Origin of the sequence: Dactylosporangium sp. NPDC050688 (assembly GCF_040654515.1) — a bacterium.
Lineage (GTDB): Bacteria > Actinomycetota > Actinomycetes > Mycobacteriales > Micromonosporaceae > Dactylosporangium.
In genome coordinates, this window is sequence record NZ_JBFAIC010000047.1 from 1 (window position 1) to 22,277 (window position 22,277).

At 69.9% G+C, this 22,277-nt stretch carries 15 protein-coding genes and 1 pseudogene; 11 read left to right on the top strand and 5 right to left on the bottom strand.

The annotated features are described in order from the left end of the window. Positions 1–98: 98 nt before the first annotated feature. Together AB0H83_RS34235 and AB0H83_RS34240 are read right to left on the bottom strand one after the other, a co-directional pair. Positions 99–1,262 carry a uroporphyrinogen-III synthase gene (locus AB0H83_RS34235; RefSeq protein ID WP_360102361.1) on the bottom strand — a complete coding sequence of 388 codons (1,164 nt, stop codon included), beginning with the start codon at positions 1,260–1,262 and terminating at the stop codon, positions 99–101. Then, positions 1,259–2,272 (bottom strand): CE1758 family FMN-dependent luciferase-like monooxygenase, encoded by a 1,014-nt coding sequence (locus AB0H83_RS34240; protein ID WP_360102363.1) that lies wholly within the window; start codon positions 2,270–2,272, stop codon positions 1,259–1,261. The genes AB0H83_RS34235 and AB0H83_RS34240 overlap by 4 nt, the downstream gene beginning before the upstream one ends. A 375-nt stretch (positions 2,273–2,647) precedes the next feature. Here AB0H83_RS34240 and AB0H83_RS34245 point away from each other — a divergent pair, with 375 nt between their 5' ends. From AB0H83_RS34245 to AB0H83_RS34280, 8 genes are all read left to right on the top strand, one after another. Then, positions 2,648–5,041 carry a discoidin domain-containing protein gene (locus AB0H83_RS34245; RefSeq protein WP_360102365.1) on the top strand — a complete coding sequence of 798 codons (2,394 nt, stop codon included), beginning with the start codon at positions 2,648–2,650 and terminating at the stop codon, positions 5,039–5,041. A 755-nt stretch (positions 5,042–5,796) separates the two neighbouring features. After that, entirely contained in the window at positions 5,797–6,171 is a 375-nt protein-coding gene (locus AB0H83_RS34250) for a hypothetical protein (protein ID WP_360102367.1), read from the top strand. Positions 6,172–6,254: 83 nt separating this feature from the next. Continuing rightward, positions 6,255–7,973, top strand: a complete 1,719-nt coding sequence (locus AB0H83_RS34255; protein ID WP_360102369.1) for a S8 family serine peptidase — start codon at positions 6,255–6,257, stop codon at positions 7,971–7,973. Further along, positions 7,960–8,721, top strand: coding sequence for a hypothetical protein (locus AB0H83_RS34260; protein ID WP_360102371.1), 762 nt, complete (start codon positions 7,960–7,962; stop codon positions 8,719–8,721). The genes AB0H83_RS34255 and AB0H83_RS34260 overlap by 14 nt, the downstream gene beginning before the upstream one ends. Next, a complete protein-coding gene (eccCb, locus tag AB0H83_RS34265; protein WP_360102373.1) occupies positions 8,718–12,764 on the top strand; it encodes a type VII secretion protein EccCb in 4,047 nt (1,348 codons plus the stop codon). The genes AB0H83_RS34260 and eccCb overlap by 4 nt, the downstream gene beginning before the upstream one ends. Positions 12,765–12,881: 117 nt before the next feature. After that, positions 12,882–13,250: a WXG100 family type VII secretion target gene (locus tag AB0H83_RS34270; RefSeq protein ID WP_360102375.1), complete on the top strand. Its 369-nt coding sequence runs from the start codon at positions 12,882–12,884 to the stop codon at positions 13,248–13,250. A gap of 29 nt (positions 13,251–13,279) precedes the next feature. Continuing rightward, positions 13,280–13,600: a hypothetical protein gene (locus tag AB0H83_RS34275; protein ID WP_360102377.1), complete on the top strand. Its 321-nt coding sequence runs from the start codon at positions 13,280–13,282 to the stop codon at positions 13,598–13,600. Positions 13,601–13,603: 3 nt separating this feature from the next. After that, on the top strand, positions 13,604–15,007 hold the full coding sequence (locus AB0H83_RS34280) for an EsaB/YukD family protein (RefSeq protein WP_360102379.1): 1,404 nt from the start codon (positions 13,604–13,606) through the stop codon (positions 15,005–15,007). A 58-nt stretch (positions 15,008–15,065) separates the two neighbouring features. Here the strand turns inward: AB0H83_RS34280 and AB0H83_RS34285 are convergent, their stop codons facing one another. From AB0H83_RS34285 to AB0H83_RS34295, 3 genes are read right to left on the bottom strand one after another with little or no spacing between them, the layout of a single operon-like run. Next, the gene (locus AB0H83_RS34285) at positions 15,066–15,707 is read right to left on the bottom strand and encodes a hypothetical protein (RefSeq protein ID WP_360102381.1); all 642 of its coding nucleotides are present in this window, start codon (positions 15,705–15,707) and stop codon (positions 15,066–15,068) included. Positions 15,708–15,745: 38 nt separating this feature from the next. Then, positions 15,746–18,352 (bottom strand): right-handed parallel beta-helix repeat-containing protein, encoded by a 2,607-nt coding sequence (locus AB0H83_RS34290; protein WP_360102383.1) that lies wholly within the window; start codon positions 18,350–18,352, stop codon positions 15,746–15,748. Between the two features lie 10 nt (positions 18,353–18,362). Next, entirely contained in the window at positions 18,363–19,112 is a 750-nt protein-coding gene (locus AB0H83_RS34295; RefSeq protein ID WP_360102385.1) for a response regulator transcription factor, read from the bottom strand. Between the two features lie 294 nt (positions 19,113–19,406). Here AB0H83_RS34295 and AB0H83_RS34300 point away from each other — a divergent pair, with 294 nt between their 5' ends. From AB0H83_RS34300 to AB0H83_RS34310, 3 genes and pseudogenes are all read left to right on the top strand, one after another. Then, positions 19,407–20,216 (top strand): hypothetical protein, encoded by an 810-nt coding sequence (locus tag AB0H83_RS34300; RefSeq protein ID WP_360102387.1) that lies wholly within the window; start codon positions 19,407–19,409, stop codon positions 20,214–20,216. A gap of 60 nt (positions 20,217–20,276) precedes the next feature. Then, positions 20,277–20,774: a hypothetical protein gene (locus AB0H83_RS34305; protein ID WP_360102389.1), complete on the top strand. Its 498-nt coding sequence runs from the start codon at positions 20,277–20,279 to the stop codon at positions 20,772–20,774. 48 nt (positions 20,775–20,822) lie between these two features. After that, a pseudogene (locus AB0H83_RS34310) lies at positions 20,823–22,277 on the top strand (hypothetical protein); the annotation flags it as partial.

Below are 22,277 nucleotides of genomic sequence, written 5' to 3' on the forward strand. Positions count from 1 at the left end.
GGTTCCGCTCCGATCTTGACGGCCGGGCAACGTGTTGGCCAAGAGGAAGCGGGCAGAGCCCACCACCTGCATGGATGGCATTCTCGGCAGGCGCACGGTCACATGGCCAGGCGGTAGCCGCGTCTCACGATGGTTTGCACGACGTTCGCGCCGTCGAGGCAGTGCCGCAGCCGCGCCACGGCCATCTCGATGACGTGATCGTCCACATCGGACAAGCTGGGGATCGAGCGCCTGATCTCGACGTAGGAGACCACACGGCCGGGCTCGCGGGCCAGCGCCCGCAGCACGGCCAGCGGGCCCGCCTGCACGGGGATCAGGCGTCCGTCCAGCACCACGGCCAGGCCCCGCAGCTCCATCTCGTACGTCCCGACCGTGAGCCGGGTCGCGGTCCGCGCCAGCGCCTCCACCAGGCCGGCGGCCAACTCCTCGAGGTAGGGGGCGGCGCCGACGAGCGGGTGCACCCCGTGGGCCACGAACGGCTCGGCGGTGCCGGCGCCCAGGCAGGCACAGATCACGTCGCCGGAGAGGGCGTTGAGCATCTCGTTCAGCTTGCCCTCGGAGCTTGCCTGGGCCATCAAGTATTCGCTGGCCGGCTCGCCGAGCAGGGCCACCGCATCGATCTCACGTTCGACGATCTGGTCGCTGAGGCGACGCAGGTGGTCGGCGTAGGTGGGCGGGCAGCTCTGGTACGTCGGTACCTCGACCACCTCGGCGCCCAGGGCGCGCAGCGCCCGGCACGACTCGCGCAGCGTCACCATGTCGGCCTGCACGACGATCCGTCGCCCCTCGACCGGCTGTGCGATGAGATACCGGAACAGGTCCTCGGTGGTGGCGCCGGCGGTCGACCAGATCGTGGTCAGCCCGATCTCGCGCAGGCTGTCGGCGGCCCGGGCGTCGCGGGTCAGCAGCCGCGCCTCGCGGAAGCGGGCCAGCAACGCGTCGGCGAGGCCCCAGCGGCCGGCCGCTGTGAACCAGGCCCGCAACCCGAAGGCCGAGGAGACCACCAGCTCATCACAGGGCCCGGCCAGCACCTCTTCAGTGGCCTCACGCAGCCGCGACTCGTCGACCTGCGGGACCGAACGGCTCGCCTGCACCCCGATGGTACGGGCGCCGAGCTGCGTCAACAGGTCGGCCAAGCCGTGCTTTCGCCGGTCGGACGCCACCGCGACGCGGTACCCGGCCAATGGCGCGATCTCCGTGTGAGGACCACTCTGGCGGCGGGACCTGGCGGTTGGGGGCATGCCGGGGCGCCCGGCGGTCATCGCGCGGCCATCTCCCGACGGAGCACCGGCACCACGTCGGCGCCGAGGATGTCGAGCTGCTCGAGCACCGTCGGCAGCGGGATGCCGTCGCCGTCCACCATGAGCAACTGGCGCTGGTAGTGGCCGTACCGCTCGCGCAGGGTCAGTATCTTGTCGATCACCTGTTGCGGACTGCCGACCATCAGCGGGGTCTCACTCACGTACTCCTCGAGGGACGCGCCGCGGCCCATGATGCGGGAGTTGTGGAAGTACGGGCGGAAATCCTCGGCCGCCTGCCGCGAACTGCGGCGGACGAAGATGTACCCGCCGACGCCGACGATCGCGTCCTCCGCCCGGCCGTGACCGTGATCGGCGTAGCGCTGCCGGTAGATCGCGATGATCCGCGCGAAGTGTTCGGCCGGCAGGTATGTGTTGCTGGCGAAGAAGCCGTCGCCGTGGCGGGCGGCCAGCTCGGCCGCGCTCTCGCTGCTTGCGGAGCCGTGCCAGACGAACGGCGGTACGCCGTCCAGCGGCCGGGGCGTGGCGGTGAAATTCCGCAGCGGGCGACGGTACCGCCCGTCCCAGTCGACGACCTCCTCCCTCCACAGCCGACGCAGGAGCTCGTAGTGCTCGGCGGCGAGGGCGGCGCTGTCGAGCGAGTCGTGGCCGAACCACGGGGACACCTGGTGGGTGCCGCGCCCGAGCATCAGCTCGATGCGGCCGTCGGCGAGGTGCTGGAGCACGGCGAAGTCCTCGGCGACCCTGACCGGATCGTTGGTGGTGATCAGGGTGGTCGCCGTCGACAGGGTCAGCCGGCGTGTGCAGGCCGCGAGATAGCCCAGCATCGTCGTCGGGGACGAGGTCACAAACGGCGGGTCGTGGTGCTCGCCGGTGGCGAACACGTCCAGGCCGACCTCCTCGGCGTGCTGCGCGATGGTGACCATTGCCCGGATCCGCTCCTGTGCGGTCGGCGTCCTACCACTGACCGGATCCACGCCGACCTCACCGATGCTGTAAATGCCGAACTGCATCGCCCCTCCGTACGCCAGCGGGTAGTCGAGCGCCGGGATCAGCACCTCGTCGCCGGCATGTCCACCAAATAGGACGATCGGAACGACGGGCGGGTTCAGCCCGGGAAGCCGCCGGATCGCGGATTACTACTTCCTCCCAGCCGCGCCTGTACATGAGACTTGACCGACTCAGCGCCCACCCGAGGTGGGGAGGGACCGGCGCGAGGACGAGATGACCGCCCTGCCTGCGGCCGAGGTCGACGTTGTGGTGAACCTGCTGAACCCGGAAGAGCCGGGTCTTGGTGAACAATGCACCGGCCGTGGCCGTTCTACAGGTATGTGGTGTGACCGTGAGGAGGACCGGGGTCGGCGATGGCCCGGAGCGGTTTCTTCCCTATGGATCGGGTCGGCGACACGGTGATGGATCCCGCGCTGCCGGCCGAGGACGCGTCGGTTGGTTGGCTCACTGACAGTGGCCGCTGGAGTCGTATCGGCTCCGCGCTGAACTGGGTCGGTGACCGGGTGGCGGTCATGGGCGCCGATCCCGGCGGGGTGGTCGCGGCGATGGCGGCCGGATTGCCGTCGGAACCGGATTGGGTGACGGTGGTCGGCCGGTCCGATGACCGCGACACCTGGTCGGTGGTCGAAGCGGTGCTTCCCATCGCGGTGCCGCCCGGCAGCCGGGGTCGTCTCGCCCTCGCCGGCGCGGGTGCTCCCGGCCTCGGTCTGGCCCGTCGGCTCGCCCGGGAGCTGACCGCGACCATAGTCGCGCCGCGAGCGGATGTGCTGCTGGTGCCAGGCGGCTCACTGTTCGCGGTGGACGGTTGGCTGCGGTACGACGCGAATGGTGCGTCGAGCCCGGCTGGACGCCGCACCCCGCGGCCGGACTGGGAAGCGGACGTGGACGAGCTGCGCGTGCCGGAAGGGCAGGCCGGGCTGGTCCTGCTGCCTGTTCCGGCGGGGATGTGGCTCTTCTCGGAGGCGCCCGGTGTGCCGCTGCCCGACCTGGACGATCCCGCCTATGACGTACCGCTGGATACTGCTCGTCCGGTCCTTCTGATCGGCAGGCCGGGTTGCCCGGAGGTGGCCGAGGAGGCGATCCTCGCAGTGGTGCGGACACTGCCGCCTGCGCTGCGTCAGCGCCTGGTGCTGGCACCGTACGGGCCGGCCACGCGAACGGTCGCCGCGGCAACGGCCTCGGCGCGCGATGACGGGTACGCGGTCGTGGTCTCCACCGGTGTGCCGGCGCTGGCGGGCGACGGCCGGTTGGTCAGCCGGGCGATCGACGGGCCGGGGGCCGGGCACTGGGAGCCCTTGGCGAGCTCTCTGACCTTCCCACCCACTGGTCCGGCCCGGCCGGCCGGACCGGTGGGTGGACTCGACGGGTACCCGCGGGTTGACGAGCACGTGTTCCAGCTCAATGAGCAGTGGGTGGCGGAGGTGACGCAGTCTGGGTTGTGGGTGCGGTCGCCGCAGCACGACGCGGGCGCGGACGTGGTTCGGGAACACCCGTGGGATTCGTCCAGGTTGTGGATCTTCGTCGGGGTGCCCGGCGAGCCGCCGGGGCACGAGGTGCTGCCCCTGCTCGGAGCGCTCGTCGGCCGGATGCCCGCCGAGACCCGCCGCCGTGTGGAGCTGGCGCCGGAACGGTTCGCGGTCGCGGCGATGGCGAGCGTTGTCGGAGGTGACGGTCAGCCGGAGTCAACCGCCGGTGTGCCGGACGGGCGGGATCGGGGTGTCCAGCGGTCGGTGACGTTGCGTGGCGTGCCGCCCCACACCTCCGGTGCTTCCGTGGCTGAGCGCAGCGGAGCCGCCAGGCCGCCGGCGCCCGTGGCCCTGCCGCTGGTCGATCCCCGTCCGGCCCGCCGGGAGGACCCGACGGACCAGCCCACGGCTTACTACCCGGCCGTCTCGGCGCATCTTCCGGCGCCGCGCGGCGCCGACCCCGGGGACGACCCGCAGTCGGGTGAGGCGCCGCCACTGCCGCGGTCGGTACCCGTGGCCGGGTCACGCCCCAACTGGGCGCACCGGAGGCGGGCCCGCCGGCCGATGACGCCGATCCTGGCAGCGGTGGCGGTGCTGGTGGCGGCGACCGCGGCGAGCTTCATGCTGGACCAGGCGCCCCGTCGGGAAACGGCCGCTCCGCCGCCGTTGATCGCGGATGCGCTGCCACCGTCGACCCCGGCCCCGGACGGCGCCGCCGTGTCCGCCCCTGACACCTCCACCTCCACCTCCGCCTCCGCTACCGCCGGCCCGTCGAGCGCCCCCACCGCATCCGGCACGGCCGGCTCCGGTGCCGCGCCGACGCCGGTGACCGGGGGCCAGGCCACATCGACCGTCCCCGCGGCCGCGCCGCTGCCTGCTCGATCGGTCATGCCCGGATCGGTCAACACCTCCGGACGGAACCTGGCGCTCGACGGCACCGCCACGGCCTCCAGTGTGGAACCTCCCGGTGTCTTCGCCATCGCCGCCGCCAACGACGGAGACCCCAACACCCGGTGGAGCAGCGAGTTCATGTCGGACCCCCAGTGGCTCGCGGTGGATCTGGGCGCGGTCTGGCAGGTGACCCAGGTGCGGTTGCTGTGGGAGTCGGCCTATGCGACGGCGTACCGCGTCGAGGTGTCCGTCGATGCGAGCACGTGGCAGACCGTGTACCAGACCAGCCGTGGCGCCGGGGGCGTCGTCGACATCGCCGTCATCCGGACCCCGGCCCGGTACGTCAGGATGGTGGGCACCGCCCGCTTCGCCGACCGGTACGGGTACTCGCTGTACGAGCTCGAGGTGCGCTGACGGCGCGAACTGGATCGTCGAGATGGCGCAGGGTTGACCGCAGCGCCGCCGGCACTGGCGTGCCCGCCCTCTGCCAGCCCGGCCGGACGGTCCACAGTGGAGCGGATGTCCCGACGACGGGACGGTGGTCCCGACAGCGGATGGACGCCGAACCGGGGGCTTGTCCCGTCGGGTGATCGCCGGGTTAGCGTCAACGTGCCGCGAACCCGCGGTCCACATCACGTACTCAGGAGGCAGCCGTGTCCGACCAATGGCGTCTGCGGGAATGGGTGCCGCCCGAGCCCGGACGCCGCAGATCCAATGGCCACGAGACGGCTGCCCCGAGCGCTCTGTCCTATCCGGACTTCCCCGACCTCCAGCCGTTCCGGGCCTCGTCGACGGCCTATGACCTGAACCCGAGCCGGCTGACGCCACCGGCTCTGCCGAAGCGGCCGGCGCCGCCGTCCAACCCTCGGCGTCTGGTGCAGTCGCCACGCGGTCTGCGGCCGCGCCGCATGCCACCGAGCCGGTTCAGTGCGGCGCCCCCTGCCGCCCCGCCCCGCCTGCCGGCACGGTCGCTGCCGTCCGTGCCGTCCGTGCCGCCTGTGCCGTCCACGGCGCCCGTGCCGCCGGACCAGCTACTGCCGCCGGTGCCACGACGCCCACCGGTGCCGCCGCCGTTGCCGGCCCGGTCGGCCACCGAAGGCCCCGCCACGACGGGGAGCGAACCGACTTGATCAGCCCACAGCCCAGCCGCAACAGAATGAGGTGTTCCGATGGCCCTTGAGGGTGATTTCCACGATCTGCCGGACGGTACGGTTCGGCTGGACCTGTCCGACGGGAGCTCCACACTCCTGAGCGACCGCGGCCCGGACGCCCATGTGATCATGCAGCGCACCGCGGACGGGGCCGAGTTCACCGACTTCCAGGGGGACAACCCCGGTCACGTCGAGTTCCCGGACGGAACGTCGGGCGATTACCACTACCTCGCCGACGGGCGAGTCGAGCTGGTCATGAGCGACGGCAGTGTCACGATCATGAGCGGAACCGGGGAGGACGCGCTGATTCTGTCCCAGACCACCGCGGAGGGCGATGTCTACAGCCAGTTCGACGCCGAGGGCCATCCCGGGCACGTGGTGTTCCACAGCTAGCCCCGAATTCCGCACCTGCCGCAGAGGCAACTGCGGCCCGGCCGGCAGGTCGACGGTCAAGCCCATGAAAGCGAGGAGGTTCGATGCCCACCAACTGGAAGCTGTGCACGAGAGCAGCGGTGGCGGCTGCACTCCTCCTCGCGATCTGCGTGGAACAGTCAGTGCCATCGGTCGCCGGCGCCACCCCGGCGGCCGTGCCCGCAGCCGCAGCCGAGACGGTCAAGTATTACCAGGTCAAGGCCGCCAGCTCCGGAAAGCCGGAGACCCTGTCGGAGATCGCGACGCGGTTGCTCGGCGACGGCTTGCGGTCCACCGAGATCTTCGATCTGAATGTCGGCCGGAAGCAACCCGACGGCGCGGCGCTCAAAGACGCCAACACGTTGAATCCGGGCTGGTACCTTGTGCTTCCCTGGGACGCCATCGGTGACGGCGTGCGGATCGGGGCGTTGCCGACGGCCGCGCCGGAGAGCAGGCCGACGTCGACCCCGCCGACCGCCGGTGGCGTCACGCCGACCCCGACCGGCACCTCCGCGGGAGGCGCGGCTTCGCAATGCGCGACGGCCGGCAGGGATCGGACCCGGTCGAACTGGGCGTCGCTGCGCATGGCGCCCGCCCAGGCCTGGACGCGGACCAAGGGCGACGGCGTCGTCGTGGCAGTCGTCGACTCCGGGGCCGACGCCACCCTGCCCGAGCTGACCGGCCGGGTGATGGTGGGCGCCGACATCGTGAACGGATCGGGGCGTGGCAACACCGACTGCCTCGGCACCGGCACCGCCATGGCCGGGATCATCGTGGCCCAGCCCAATCATGGCAGCTCGTTGAGCGGGATCGCCCCGGGCGCGAGCATTCTGCCGGTCCGGGTCGTCACGACGACGCCGAGCGCCACGGCGGCCGACCAGGCCAGCGCGATCGAAGTCGCGGTCTCGGCGGGCGCGAAGGTGGTCGCCCTCGGGTCCTATGTGGACATCGGCGACCCAGGAGTCGCCCAGGCGGTCGCCGCCGCGGTCAGCCACAATGTCGTCGTGGTGGCCGGCGCGCCGACCGGGGCCGGTGCCACGGCGGACCAGCCGCCGCCGGGCATGCTCAGGGTCGCCGGTGTCGGCGTCGACAACAATCCGGCGGCCGACTACCGGCCGGGCGAGGTGGATGTGGTCGCGCCAGGCGTGGGCGTCACCGTGCTGGGCATCAGCGGGATCGGGGAGCAGGTGGGCTCGGGCACGAACCTGGCGGTCGCGTTCGTGGCCGCGGCGGCGGCGCTCGTCCGTGCGGCCTACCCCGATCTGGACCCGGCCCAGGTCGTTCAACGGGTGAAGGCCACCGCTGACAAGACGGGCAACCAGCTTCCCGACCCGGCCTATGGCTGGGGGATCATCAACCCCTCGGCCGCGGTCAGCCAGGCGATCGCCGACGAGCAGTCAACGGAGCAGGCACTGCCCTCGGTCTCCTCGGCCGGCGGCTCCTCGTCCGCGACCGGCAGTACGCTGGCGCTCGTCCTTGTCATCCTGCTCGGCCTCGTCGCGGTGGCGGCGTTCGCGTTCCGGGTGCGCCGGATGGTGGCGGCCAGGGCGGCAGGGGAGCCGGCCGGGGAGCCGACCCAGGAGCCCGCTCCGCAGCCGGCAGGCGGCGGCGACGAGAGCAGCGGGATCGGCGACGGGTGGCGCGCTGCGGGTCCCGTACGCAGCGCCGGTGGACAGCAGGGGCCGCCGAGCGGCGAGCGCCGCCAGGACGGCCTCCGGCCTCTCGACCACCGCGATCAGGACGCCGAGCCCACGGATCCGCGGAGCGATCGTGAGCAACGTTGATCCAGGCACTCCAGGCACCGAGTCCCAGGGCCGGCAGCGTTGGGACTTCGTCGCCGCGTTCGTCGAGCACGGCTGGACACGGCCGGGCACCGAGCGGAGCGCCGCGAAACCGCACACCCTGCTCGTCACGGCGACCCTCGCGGCGGTGCTAGCGTTAGGGGCGGGGGTCATCCTTCAGCTGATCAATCCGATCACGTTGACGGCGTCGACGCCCCCGCCGAAGACCTCGGCAAGCCCCACCGCCGGCTTCTCCGCGGTGGCGGGCTGGGACTGCCCGGCCACAGCCACCAGCGGATTCGAGGCCACCGGCCGCCAGCCCAGCTGGCGCACCGTGGCGACCGGAGGCTGGGCGGAGGACGGGTGTCACGGCACCTTCGAGGTGATACCGGTGAGCGCTTCGACCGGCTCGGACCGCGAGGGGGCGTCCGCGGTGTGGTGGTTCGTGCCCCGTGCGGTCACCCAGTGCGCGGTCAGCGTGTACGTGCCGAACGAGAGCCCGCCGTCCTACCGCGCCGCGCGGTCGGCTCAGTTCTACGTGCTGGCTGGCCGCGGTGGTCAACGGTTCGCCCAGTTCGTGGTCGACCAGGGCGCGAAGCCCGGCTCGTGGGCCGAGGTCGGCACCTATCCGGCCGCCGCCGGCGGGATCGCCGTGCTGATGGTGAGCAAGGGGCAGCCGTCGACTGCCGACACCATGCTGGCCATCGCCCAGGTCAAGATCGCATGTTCGGCGATGAGCGAGCGTCCATGAGCCGCATCGCGTTCCACCGTCCGGCGCGCTTCATGCCGCCGCGGTTGCCCGAGGACACCATCACCATCCCTGCCCCGCCACAGGTGCCCGATGGTGGCGGCACCAGTAACCTCGTCACCGTCGTCCTGCCGTTGCTCACCGCGGTCGGCATGGCCGGCTACATGATCAGCTTCGGTCGTCCGATGTTGATCGTGCTCGGTGCGGTGTTCGTGATCGTTTCGATCGCTGTGGCCGTCACCACCCGTATGCAGTCCAAGAAGAACAATCGCCGGTCCAGCAGGCGCCTGCGGGCCCGGTACCGGGCACATCTGCTCGAGGCCCGTGTACAGGCTCGGAAGATCGCCGCCGGTCAGCGGTTGGTGGCCGCGCTGACGTTCCCCGATCCCGAGCAGCTGTGGGCCATCGCCACCAGCCGGGACCGGGTGTGGGAGCGGCGGCCGGACGACCCGGACTTCCTGCACGTCCGGCTCGGACTCGGTCGGGCCGAGCTGGCCACGCCGATCCAGCTCGGCGGGAAGCTCGACCCGCTCGGCGACTACGACTGGGAGTCGTTGACCGGAGTCCGGCGACTCATCCGCCGGCACGCCAAAGTGGACGGTCAGCCCAATGTCGTGAACCTGGGCCAGGCCGGAGTGATCAGCCTGCTGGGGCCACGGCAGCGCACGGCCGCGCTGCTGCGGGCGATCGTGTGTCAGATCGCCGTGCTGCACGCGCCCGACGATGTCGCGCTGGCGATCGAGGCGTCCGGCGGGGGCGAGTGGGAATGGGCCAAGTGGCTGCCGCACACGTTCGAGCCGGAGGCCGGCGGCGAGGCCGGCGTGGTGCCGCTGGTGGCCTCGCGCCCGGGCGATCTGGCCGACTTCCTGGAGAAGGACCTGCTGCACCGCCAGGAAGAGCTGATGATCCGGCGTACCCAGATCTCCTTGGACCGCAACCGGACGACCCAACGCCGCCTTGTGGTGGTGTTCACCGGGTTCGACCCCGTCTCCGAATTCGGCCGTTCTGACCTGTTGCGGTCGTTGCTGAAGGCGGCCGGCCCGCAGTCGGGGCTGACCCTGATCTTCCTTGCTGAGCGGGAGCTCGACGAGCCTGGCCGGGTCGACCTGCGGGTACGCGTGCCCAGCGACACCGCCCTGCAGGTCGAGGGCGTGCCCGAGCTGGTGACCGCAGCTGTCGACGGGTGTACGCCCGATCTGGTCGAGGTCCGGCTGGTCGAGCTCATCGCCCGCTGTCTGGCCCCACTGCGGCTCAGCGACGATGACGAGCAGATCCTCGCCCGTACGGTGTCGCTGACCGAGATGCTGCTCAACGGCGACCCGCTGACGGCCGAGATCACCGCGCAGTGGCAGGAGCCGACCAGCAAACGCGTGCTGCGCGTCCCCATCGGGACCGACGGGGACGGCGAGGTGGTGATGCTGGACATCAAGGAGTCGGCGCAGGACGGGTACGGCCCGCACGGGCTCATCGTCGGCGCCACCGGGTCGGGCAAGAGTGAACTGCTGCGCACCCTGGTCACCGGCCTGGCGCTCACCCACTCGCCGGACCTGCTCAACTTCGTGCTCATCGACTTCAAGGGCGGTGCCGCGTTCGCGCCGCTGGCGGGTCTGCCCCATGTGGCCGGGCTGATCACCAACCTCGCCGACGACGCCGCGATGATCGACCGGGTGCAGGCCGCGCTGATGGGCGAGCAGCAACGCCGCCTGCGGACGCTCCGCGCGGCGGGCAACATCGACTCGGTCCGGGAGTACCAAATCCGGCAGGCGGCCGGGGGGACCGGTCCGGACGGCCAACCGCTGCAACCGCTGCCCTATCTGCTCATCATCGTGGACGAGTTCGGTGAGCTGCTCTCCGGCCGGCCAGACATGGCAGACCTGTTCGTCCAGATCGGACGGGTCGGCCGGAGCATCGGCATGCACCTGCTGATGGCCACCCAACGCCTGGAGGAGGGCAAGCTCCGCGGCCTCGACTCCCACCTGTCCTACCGGATCTGTCTGCGCACGTTCAGCGCGCAGGAGAGCAGGGCGGTCATCGCCACCACGGACGCCTACCGGCTGCCGTCGATTCCCGGCTCGGCCTACCTCAAGGTCGATGAATCGGTCTACCAACGGCTGCGGGTGGCGCACGTGTCGGCGTCGTACCACTCCGGCGGCCAGCAGGCTGAGCCGGACCGGGTCGCGGCCGAGCCGGCGCTCTACCAGTTGCGCAAGCACGGGCGGGATGCCGCCCCGGAACCCGAGGAGCCCGCGACCGTACCCACCGGCCCCACCGAACTCATGATCGTCGTCGACCGGCTACGGGCGATGGGTCGCCCGGCCCATCAGGTGTGGTTGCCGCCCCTGCCGCCGGCCGTCACGCTGGACTCGATGCTCGGGTTGCTGGAGGTGCTGCCCGGCCGCGGCCTGACCGCCCGCGCCTGGACGTTCGGCGGGCAGCTGAAGGTGCCGCTCGGGATCATCGACCTGCCGATGCAGCAGGACCAGCAGATGCTGGTCATGGACTTCGGCGGCACCCAGGGCAACGTCGCCGCGGTCGGCGCGCCCCAGACCGGCCGCAGCACGCTGCTGCGAACGGTGATGCTGTCCACCATGCTCACCCACACGCCGGAGGAGGCGCAGTTCTACTGTGTGGACTTCGGCGGTGGCACCCTGCACCCGTACGTGGACGCCCCGCATGTCGGCGTGGTGGCCGGACGCAACGACGAGGCGCTGGTCAGCCGGACGCTCGTCGAGGTGCTCGGCCTCATCGCCGAGCGGGAACGGTTGTTCCGCAGCCTCGGTATCGGGGCGATCGCCGAGTTTCGGGAGCGCCGGGCCGCCGGGCGGCTGCCGGCGGGACTGCGGGCAGCCGACGTCTTCCTGCTCATCGACAACTGGGGCGCGGTGCGCGGTGCGTTCGAGGGAGCGGAGCAGATCGTCACCGAGATCGCGGCCCGGGGTATGGGTGCCGGCGTACACGTGGTGTTGACCGCGAACCGATGGATGGAGATCCGCCCGGCCCTGCGCGACAGTATCGGGACCCGCATCGAGCTGCGCCTCAACGATCCGGCCGAATCCGAGATCGGCCGGCGGCTGTCCATGGCGATCCCGGCCGGGACGCCGGGCCGTGGTGTGCTCGCCCCCGGGGTCTACTTCCATCTGGCCCTGCCCCGCGTCGACGGGGTCGAGAGCACCGAGGGGGCTCGCGAGTCGCAGGAGGACGTCCTCGGGAAGGTGGCCGCCGGGTGGTCCGGGCCGCCGGCCCCACCGATCCGCCTGCTGCCCAGCCGCATCACACTGTCCGAAGTGGACAGCATGCCGGCACCGGACACCGGTGTGCCCATCGGCGTGACCGAGTCCGACCTGCAGCCGGTCGCGGTGGACCTGGTGGGCGGCGATCCGCACCTGATCGTGTTCGGCGACGTCGGGTCGGGCAAAACCTCCTTCCTGCGCACGTTCATGACCGCCATGTGCGAGCGCCACACCGGCTGGGAGGTTCGCTTCGTCGTGTTCGACTACCGCCGGACACTCCTCGGCGCCGTCTCCGACGAACATCTTGGCGCGTACGGCACCAACGCCGACTCGGCACGCGCGTACGTCACACAGATGGCGGAGAAGCTGCGTGAGCGGCTGCCACCGCCGGGCATCAGCCGGCAGGAGCTGATGGCGCGCAGCTGGTGGACCGGGCCGGAGATCTATCTGGTGATCGACGACTACGACCTCGTCGGCGGGGCGCAGGGCCCGTTGCACGCGTTGACCGAGCTCATCCCACATGCGCGGGACATCGGCTTCCACCTGGTGATCGCGCGGCGGGTGAGCGGGTCGTCCCGGGTCATCATGAACGACCATGTGCTCGCTCGGGCACGCGAACTGGGGTGCGTCGGCCTCATCCTGTCCGGGGACCCCCGCGAGGGCGCGCTGTTCGGCGAGGAGCGGGCACAGCCGCGACCTCCGGGCCGCGCCGTGCTCGTCCGCCGTGGTCAGGCGGGCGAGCTGATCCAGGTCGCCGTTGCCGACGCCGAAGACGGTCAGTCCGAGGCAAGTGCCCAGCCGTACACCGGCGCGTAGTTGGACACGGACACTGGCTTGACGTCCTCAGAACCGGGCACTGTCAGGTCCGGACATGGTCTGTAACGCTGGTGATCGACGCCCAGGGCGTCGAAACGTCGCCGAGGAGGTCAAGACGTGACGCAATACACCGTGACGCCGGAGTACATCGCCCAGGCGGCCGTCAACGCGCACAACACCGCGAGCCTCATCGAAAGTGAGCTCGCCACGCTGCGCGGCTATGTGGAACAGATGGGGGCCTCCTGGCTCGGCGTGGCATCGAGCACGTTCCAGGCCATGATGACCGACTACAACGCCTATGCCCGCATGCTGCATGACTCGTTGGACGCCATCGGCAGCGGCCTGCAGTACAACTTCGTGAACTACGTGAACATGGAGCAGGAGAACGTCGCCCAGTTGGTCCCGATCGCCGGCGAACTCCCGCCGATGAACCTGGACCCAGTGCCTACCGGCCCGACCGGCCCTGGGCAGACCACGAAGCCGTAGCCGCCACATCGACCAGATCGGAGCATGACATGGGTGTAGAGGACGCCAACCTCAAGGTGCCCAGTGACCTCGGCGAGGCCGGCCCGTTCGTCCGGCAGGTGGCCGGGAACATCCTCGTGCAGTTGAACGACCTGGCCCGCCAGCTCGCTCCGCTGCAGGACACCTGGACCGGTGACGCGTACGTGTACTTCAACGGCCTGGAACAGCAGTGGAATCTGTCCGCGCGCGGCCTCTTCGGTGACGGTCAGCAAGAGCCCGGCATCCTCGGGGACATCGCGAACCGGCTCGACGTCGCCTGGTACAACTACGTCACCACGCAGAATGTGAACACCAAGCAGTGGATGCACTGAGCGATGCTCGACACGCGGAGCCGGGTCACCGTCATCGGCGCGCGCAAGAGTGTGGACGTGGCACTCCCAAGTCATGCACCGGTCGGTGAGTACGCCGCGGCGCTGGCGCGCATGTGCGGACAGGCCCGCGGCGGTGTGATGCCGCCGGCCTGGACGCTCGCCCCGGCCGGCGGCGCGCCGATTCCCGTGGGCACATCGCTGCTCGACGCGGGCGTCAGCGACGGCCAGGTCCTCTACCTGCACGATGCGGCCCGCGATCCCGGTGCGGCGCCGGTGATCGAGGACATCGGCGAGCTGGTGGCCGACGAGAGTGAACGCAACCGGGAGCGGGGCAATCCGCGGGGGCCGATGATCGCGTCACTCGGACTGCTGTGGCTGGTCCTGTCCGCCGCGGTGGCCGCACTGCGACATGCCGGCGGCCTGATCTCGCCTGCCATCCTCCTGATCGTCGCCGGACTGGTCGCCCTGGGGGCCGGATGGGCTCTGTACGAGCTCCGCACGCCAGTGCCGCGGGCCCTGAGCATGGCCGTCATCCTGACCGCCGTGCTGTGCCTGATGGTCGCCGGCGGCCTGCTGGGGCAAGCGATTGCCGGGGAGCATTTCTTCTGGTTCGGTGCCGTCATCGGCGCCAATGCCGCCACGGTCATGGCGCTGGCGGCCGTGCCCGACCCGGTCATCGTGGCGCTCGAGGTGCTGCTGGCCGTCGCGGCGGGGCTCGCCGCGGTGCTGCGTGTGTCCGGGGCCGACCTGTCCGGCGTCTCGATGGCGGCCGCGGTCGCGGTGACGGCACTGGCCATCATCGGTGTGGCCAAGCCGCTGGGCGCCACGATCGCCGCATGGAGCGGGAGACTTCCCCGTGGCGGCCCTGCCCTGGCCCAGGCGACCGTGGGCCTGCTCGCGCGGGCCCGGCAGGCGGTGACGGTACTGCTGGCAGGGCCGGCGGCGGCGATCGTGGTGACCCTGCCGATACTGGCCACCACCCATGAACGTCAGCCGTATGCGTTGGCTCTCGCTGGAACGGCGGGCCTCGCTCTGCTGCTCCGCCCGCGCCGGGCCGCGCTCACCGCCGAGATCGTCCTCGCCGGAGTGGCCGGTGGCATCGGGGTCTTCGTCGTCCTCGCCACGCTGGCTGAGCGCTACCTGACCGCTGGGGTCGCGGTGTTCGCGCTCGCCTTCGCCGCGGTGGTCCTCACCGGTTGGGGCCTCATGGTGACGGTACTGCGCCATCCCAGAGCGGCCGGCCGCGAAGCTGAGCCGGCCCTGGGCGGTCCGGCCGAAAGTCCCGACCGGCTCAAATGGGTCGAGGGCGTCGTCATGCTGTGCAACATCGCGAGCGCCTTGCTTGCGATGGCCGTCTTCGGCGTGTACGACGAACTGATGACCATGGGCCGGGGCATCATCGGCTGACACGCACCGACAACCGCGACGCACCGGAACGCACGGTTCCGGTGCGTCGGCGTCTGTCTCACGAGGCGGGGAAGAAGGATTTCTGGTCGGCCCTGACGTAGATCTGACCGGCTGTGTCGAGCAGGTCGAGGAACGCGCCGACCGTCATCAGGGTCTCAGCGCCGGACATCATCAGGTTGTCTAGGCCACTGACCGCCTCCAGGGCTTCCTGGCTCGGCGGTGCGTGCCTGGTGGCGTCGGTCGGATACGCGTGTTCCATCGGCCTGGTGCCGTCGACGTGCTCGGGACGGTAGAAGATCCAGTGCTTGACCCGGTTGATGTACGCCCTGAGTTCCTCCCACCCGTCCGGGCCCTCGATCGCGTCCTTGAGCGGGATCTTGATCCAGCTCTCGGCATCGCGGATTGTGCTGAGCAGGATGCGAAAGGGCGGATTCTCCGGCGGCGGATGATCGCCGTCCGGGGTAGTTGGAGGGACCTCCGAAGGCGGGAGTATGCCGTTGAGGTTGGAAATCCAGCTGTCCTGAAACGAGAACGCCGGAATCTCGACATCGGCCGGAGCGTCTGGCAGCGGCTGGTAACGGGGGGGCGTGGCGTAGGGACTGGTGAGCGCATCGTAGCTGTATCCCCATTCGCCGTCGGGTGGCGCGTCTCCGGTTTCCGACCACTCCCAGCCGCTACCCTTCTGGATCCAGTGACCCATCTCGGCCAGCTCCTTTCGTCTCGTTGCGCTGTCAGGGTTTACCCGCGGTCCGACCTGACCTGACCGGGCAGGTCCTTGACATCGAGGGTGCTGAGTTGCTGGTTGGTCGGCGTCGCGACCTCGGCGATGCGGTAGGCGTGCCGCTCGGTCATCTCCTGAAACACCTTCCGGGCGAAGCGGCCGTTGCCGAAGCTTCCGGTGCGCTCGGTCTCGGTGAAGAACCGGGCCAGCGCGGCCAGGGTCGCCTCGGGAACGTGGTACTGGTGAGCCGCGGCCTGGTGGCTCACGATGCGGACCAGTTCGTCGGGCGTGTAGTCGTCGAAGTACAGGGTGCGACTGAAGCGGGAGGACAGGCCAGGGTTGGCCGCTACGAACCGCTCCATCTGGTCGGGGTACCCGGCGACGATGACGACGACCTCGTCACGGTGATCCTCCATGAGCTTGACCAGCGTTGCGATGGCCTCATGCCCGAAGTCCGCGGCATGGCCGTCGGGGACCAACGCGTAAGCCTCGTCGATGAACAGCACGCCGCCGATGGCACGGCGGAACGCGGTCTGTGTCTTGGGCGCGGTATGCCCGACATACTCGCCGACCAGCGTCGCCCGATCGACCTCCACGAGGTGACCTGTGCTGAGCATGCCGAGCGCGGCGAGGATGTGCCCGTACAGACGCGCCACCGTGGTCTTGCCGGTCCCCGGGTTTCCGGCGAAGACGAGGTGCCGCGACAGGGGTGGTGGCGGCAGGCCGGCCTCCTCGCGGCGCTTGACCATCTGCATCAACTTGACCAGGGTGCCGACGTCCTGTTTGGCCCGGGCCAGTCCGACCAGCTGGTCGAGCTGGTGCAGCAGTTCGGGCAGCGCCGGCCGGGGGTTGTCGGGCTGCCCGCCGGCGCCGACCTTCGCCCCGGCGCCGCCTGTCCGCTGTGCGTCGCCGCCGGTGACCGGCATGGTCGCCGTCCGGACGTTGTGCACCGTGCAGGCATCGAAGGTGGGCTGGGCACCGTCAGCCAGGTGCAGGTCCTCATCCACGTCGTGGACCATGCACCGGCGCAACACGGGATCCCCCTCCGCCCCGATGTAGATCGCGGGAAGGTCGGTGGCCGAAAACGTGCAGTCCTCCATGAGGCCGCCCGCTTTCGGGGCGACGTACATCCCGTTCTTACGGCATCGGCGCACTGTCGTGCCCCGGATCACCGGCCGAGCTCCGTTCCAGACGACCAGGCCGCTGCCGCCGGTGTCCTCGACGGTACAGTTCTCCAGCGTCGCGGTGCTGCCCTTGTCGAAGAACACGCCGACCCCGCCGCACGTGGCGAACCGGGATGACCGCACGGTCGGGCCGGCGCCTGGGCCTGCCTCCAGCCCGGACTGGGCCGACTCCACCGTGCAGCCCTCGATCAATGGGCGGTGCCGGGTCTCGATCCGGATGCCGATCGCCGCGCCGACGACCGTAACCTCGCGAATCGTGGCGTCCGCGCGGTCCTCGACATGGATGCCGGACATCTGGACCTTCTCGACCCGTCCGCCGGTCAGCCTGAGCACGGCCCGCCCAGCGACCCTGATGCCGTGCTCGGGGGTGCCCGTCACCTGGCACTCCACGAGATCGGCCTCCGAGTTGCCGCCGAGATGCATCGAGCTGAAGGCGGCCCCGCGCGCGGTGACGCGGGTCAAGGAGGCGTGGGCCTCACCGTCGACGAAAACGGCGTTGGCGCCGGGCCCGACGACAGTGCAGTCCGTGGCGTCCAACGTGGCCGAGCCGCCGAGCACCACGCCCGTCCGGGTGCTGCCGGTGATGTCGCAGCCGGTCATCGTCACCTTGCACACGCCGACAGCACGCACGCCTGCGCGACCGGCACGGGTGAGGTTGCAATCGATCATCGCCACGCCGGCCGGTGCCTCGGTGCCGGGCGATGCCTGGTCGGGCTCGGCAGCGAGGTCCGGATCGGGGATCGCGCTGCCGGCGACAGCCAGCGCGTCGGTGCCGCTGTCGGACAGGCGGCTGGACTGGACGAGCAGGCGGACACTGTCCTGCGTGTACACCCCCTCCTCGCCGGTGTGGGAGACGTCGCAGTCCTTCAGCGTCGCCGCGGCCGAGCCGGTGAGGGAGACACCGGTCCGGGTCGCCTTGGTGATCATCGTCGATGCGATGTCGGTGCGGCTCGACTGACTCAGGACGACGCCATCGCCCTCGATGTCCTCAACAGTGCACTTGATCAGGCTCGCTGTCGCGTCACCGGTCACATGCAGGCCGGCTTCCGCGCACCCGTGGATCCGGCAACCCACCAGCTCGGCCTGAGCCCGGCCGCCGATCTCCACGCGTCCGACGGAGATGTCGCAGCCGTCGAGCCGCACACGACCGCTCGACGCGAGCACGGCCACCGCGGCAGGTCCGGTGCCCCGCACGCTGATCCCGCGGACAGCCGCGGACGGCGTCCTGCTCACGAGCGCCGGCCCGTGGGTGGCCACGATCTCGACCACACCGTGCTCGGCGACGAGGCTCACATCGCGGTCGATGATGACGCTCTCGTTGTAGACACCGGGCGCGAGGGAGATCACGGACCCTTCGGTCGCGGCGCGGATCGCCGCCGCGATGCTGCGGTGGCTGCCCCACCCTCGCGGGGCGACGCGCAGTGGCGCACCAGCCCTCATCGGACGGGGATCATGCGGCGTCGCGGCAAGGGTCATCGTCCAGATATCCCAGTGCGAGGGCGACCCGGGTCAGCTCGGCCTTGTTGCCGACGTTGAGCTTGCCGCGGATACGCTTGGCGTAGGTGTTGACCGTGGCCTGGGACAGCCCCATTCTGCTGGCGATCTGCGCCTGGGTGAAGCCCTGCGCGATCCACTGGAGTGTCTCGATCTCCCGGGGCGCCAGTCCGGTCACGTCGCCGTGATGGGGCCGGCGTAGCTCGCTGTGCAGCTGATCGACCAGCTGTGCGCACAGATAGGTCCCGCCCTGCGCGACGACCCGGAGCGCGTCGGCGACCGCGCCGTGCGGGGAGTGGCGGGTGATGCACCCCCGGGCTCCGGCGCGCATCGCGCTCAGCAGGGTAGGCGGCTGGTCCCAGGTCGACGTGATGACGGGCCGTCCGACCGCGGCGGCGGTGGCGATCAGTTCCAGCGCCGGCGTGCAGCGGTGCGCCGGAAGGGCGAGGAGCACCACGTCACTGTCCACAGCGGACGCGGCGAGGTCGTCGATGTCGGCCATCGACGCGACCACGGCCAGGCGCGGGTCCAGCGACACCACAATCTCCATGCCGGTCCTCGTGACCGGTTGGTCGTCGACGATCGACACGGTGAACACCGGGTCGATCGCGAGCTGGGCAGGAGCCTCAGGCGGACCGTCGCCCATGTCGGACGCCACCGTCGCCGCCGTCCGGAGCGCATACTGGCCGGCCGCCATCACGGTCATCTCCCCTCTGGCACCACGCCGCCGAAGTGTTTACCCGTAGAACGCCCGGCGCCGCGTCCCGGTTCACGCGGGACCGGTCCGTCCTGGCCGCCGGGACCATGCCGGTGTCCCCTCATCCGGGAACTGCCTCGTCGAACCCTGCCGGTGGGAAGCTCCGAGGATCACTGTGCCCACCCGGACCGATCACCGAGGCTCGTCGGCGCCGCCGGCGTCGGGCCGGGACGGCCCAGGCCTGGACCGTCCGATGGGTGGGCCGCCCTGGGCACCGATGCTGAGACCGGACAGGAGCCGCAGATGGCAAGCGCGGACATGGACATCAAGTATGACGACCAGGGTCGTGTGGTGTCGGAGACGTTCGTCAACCATCATGCGGACGGGCCGGACACGGTTTCGACGACGACGTATTCGGCGTGGGACGGGGAGGGCCGGCCGACTGAGGGTGTGGGCCCCGAAGGTGCGTTCACGTTGTCGTATGAGGGCGACTCCAAGTTCATGAAGATGGACGAGGGCGGGTCTGTCTACGAGTTCAACGGCGAGGGCCTCCTGGTGTCGGTGACGTCGGTTGAACACCATCCGGGCGGGCCGGACACGGTTTCGACGACGACGTACTCGGCGTGGGACGGGCAGGGCCGGCCGACCGAGGGTGTGGATCCTGATGGCAGTCATTTCACGGTTACGTACGACGCTCAGACGGACTACCAGACGATGACCTATGACGGTGGCCCGAGCAAGTACACAAAGGTGGTGCTGACCGGGGACGGTAAGCTCGTGTCGACCGAACTGCCGGACGGAACGTTCATCGACTGGTATGTCCAGCTCCAGGATCTGGGCGCTCTCGCGGCGAGTATGCCGAAACACCAGAAAGTGATTGCGGACGCCGTTGCCGGTATTGGGCGCGAGTTCACTGCGATCAAGGATGCCTGGGTCGCCCCGGCCGCTCACTCGTTCGACTCGCTGGCTGCGGAGTTCAGGACTGCCTCGGCAAACTTGAGCGCTCTCCTGGAAGAGGCAGGGGTGCGCATGAGACGTTCCTATCAGAACATTGTCGACGCGGAGACGATCAACATGACGCCCGAGGGAAGTATCGGGCCGCCACCCGAGTGAGCGATCACAACCGCACCGACATCAGCTGTTGTCATCAACTCTTGCCGGAAGGGGTCGAGGGTGGTCGACTACAACAACCCTCGTGACGGATTGGATTCCAACGTCATCCAGGTCGACCCATCGACCTTGTGGCACAAGCATCACAAGCAACTCGACTCTTACGTCAAGATCATCGGCGATGAGGTGACCGACCTCCGCAACAAGTGGAACGATCTGTACCTTCGCTGGCAAGGTCCCGATGCGGCGACCGCCGAGGACTTCATGAGTCAACTGGACGCCGCTTTCGTCGCACTCTTCGGCCCGCCGGGCGTCACGAGCATCAGCGACCTCAAATCTGGTGAGGGTTCCCTGATAAGGCTGAGCACGGGCATCAACCTGGCGGCTCAGAACTACGGGGGGGCCGAGGAGAGCGTTCGCGAAATGATGATGGACTTTGCGCATGCGCTCATGACCGGCTCCGACGGCGGCCCCGATGCATGGCAAGGCACGAGGCAGAACGGCCCAGTCAGCGAATACCGGGGTTGGGGTCTGCCCTGGGCTGCAGAGGGAAGGCCCTAGTGGCTATCGAGCTGCACCGGCCACGACTCGGCGCGAGGGTGGTGTAATTTGCCCGGCGGCGCGCCAGACCCGGCGCATTTTGACCCGAAGAAGACCGAATCGATCTGGAATGCGCCGCCCGACCCGGCCGAGTTGCGCGAACTGGCACGGCGACTCGATGCCATGGCGGACAAGATGGAGAACGTCAGCGCGAATCTCGGCTACGCGGTGGATGGCCGGAGTCATGCCGATGTTCCTCGTGATCTACGGGCAGGCGCCGTCGCGGCAGATATAACCCTCGGGTGGCACGGAAGCGCATATATCGCGACTGTGGAAGCCGTGATCATGGTCAAGGTGGTTCTGCAGAGGACAATTTTGAACTACCGCGAGTTCGCGACCTCCGTGCGGGCGCTCGCCGATGAGGCGGAAAAGGCATGGAAGGAGCTGGAGAAGAAAAAGATACTCCTGATATTCGGCATCCTTTTCGACGTTGCCACACTCTTCTTTCCTATTGGTAGAGTCATCAGTGCCCTGGCCAATGGGATGAGTAGGGTGTTCGCCTCGATCGTGGGGAAGCTCGGCGGGGTCATGCCCAAAAATGCCTTCGTGACGTTCGTCTACGGCCAGCTGGCTATGTTGCCGATATCGCTCGTGTTATGGGGAGTGCCCGAGGTCGTCGCATCCGTCGCGACGGGCGTCTGGAGCTTCGATCCAATGAACTTCGGGATTGTTTTCGGCCTCGGCGCGGTATTCGCTCATCCGTTCTTCTGGAGCCGGGGCAAGCCTGACGCTGCCGGCGCGGGAGACGTCCGGAACGTCGGGGGAGCGTCCGGCCCACGACCGAACACCAGTTCCTCGTCGGCGACCACGTTTCGCTCGAACGATACGATCACGACACTCGACGGCAGCGGGCTCGGCTTCGCGCCCAAGAGTCTGGTCGATGACGCCCTGACGGTGTCCCCGCCCAGCACACGACCGGAGAGCCCCGTCAGCACGTTGACCGTCAGTGAAGTCTCGGCACGGACGCCACCACCCGTCCGCGACGAGGCGAGCGCGGGTGGTCCGGTGTTGGCGGGTGCGGCGCCGCCGGTGGGGTTGCGCGGGAACGGCCGCGGACCCTCGGTCGAAAATGTGCCGGACGTGGTCGTGCCACCGCCGCGATCCAGCACAGCATCGCTGCTTGAGGCGGCGCCGCCCGGCGGTTTGGCGAAACCTCCGGCCGCCGTGAGAGACATCCCGCCGCCTGCCACGACGACCCGAGGTGGAACGGATGTGCCACCCCCAGCCGAAGGCACGAGCGCGGTGCCGCGGTTGTCGATCGGGGGTCGCGGTGAGCCGGTGCCGCCGTTGCGGATGGAGCCGACGACGCCCGTGATCGGTGAGCGCTGGGTGCCACCGACGGATGTGGCGGCTACTGGGGTGCCTCGCGGTGGTGCGGTGGAGTTGCCTGGGGTGGTTCGTGGTGGTGCGGGTGGTGGTGGTTCGGTGCCGCATGTGGGTGCGCCCGCGCCGCGGATGCCGGGT